2 protein-coding genes are annotated in these 582 nt (G+C 59.6%); both read right to left on the bottom strand.

From position 1 onward, the window contains the following. On the bottom strand, positions 1-316 hold a 316-nt coding region (locus J5M67_RS27500; RefSeq protein ID WP_243434914.1), incomplete at its 3' end, for a three component ABC system middle component. After that, positions 309-582: ABC-three component system protein (locus tag J5M67_RS27495; RefSeq protein WP_207888551.1), on the bottom strand; the 274-nt coding region annotated here is incomplete at its 5' end. The genes J5M67_RS27500 and J5M67_RS27495, both read right to left, overlap by 8 nt.

The raw sequence follows: 582 nt of genomic DNA, 5'->3' as shown, positions 1-582 counted from the left end.
GAGTAGCCCCAAAGAGCAGTCCTTTTCTCGTGATGTCTTTTGTGACCCTCGCCAAGGACGCAAACTGAGAGCGTAGCAGAGGGTTCTCTGCCAGCCACGTCGCAAAGGATGTTGCGATGGTCTTTGGCAATTCGCGACGAATCGGTTCGTGCAAGACCGCCGGTAGGACAAGGAAGGACGCCGCGAAGCTCAATGGCTCTATGTCCCGGGATTTGGACTCCCGCTCCGCTCCCAGGCACGCCTCGCGCAGTAGAACAGCACAAAAAGCCGGATTGAAGAGCGCCCGATACTCGGCTGAGGCTCTCGTATCACTCATCCTCCATCTCCTCGCCATCTGAGTGCGCGCCGGGCTCCAGCATTCTTACGTAGTCGGGATGCCAACCTACACGCCGCTGGTCCGAGAGTTCGTGCAGAGTGCCCCTCGCCATCCACGGCGCGTTCATTCCTGCCTTGAGGCTCAAATCAGCGTCGCTTTCAGCCCAGGCCAGAAGCTCTGCGCCGGCGGCAACACAGTTGCTCTCACTCGAGTCGGCGTCAAGAGCTTCCTGCGCGCGAGCAAACCGTATCTCCCAAGCCTCGAAC

It is taken from the genome of Pseudomonas sp. 30_B (assembly GCF_017491605.1).
GTDB lineage: Bacteria > Pseudomonadota > Gammaproteobacteria > Pseudomonadales > Pseudomonadaceae > Pseudomonas.
Note: the sequence above shows the minus strand (reverse complement) of the source record. Positions and strands in the feature narration are given on the sequence as shown.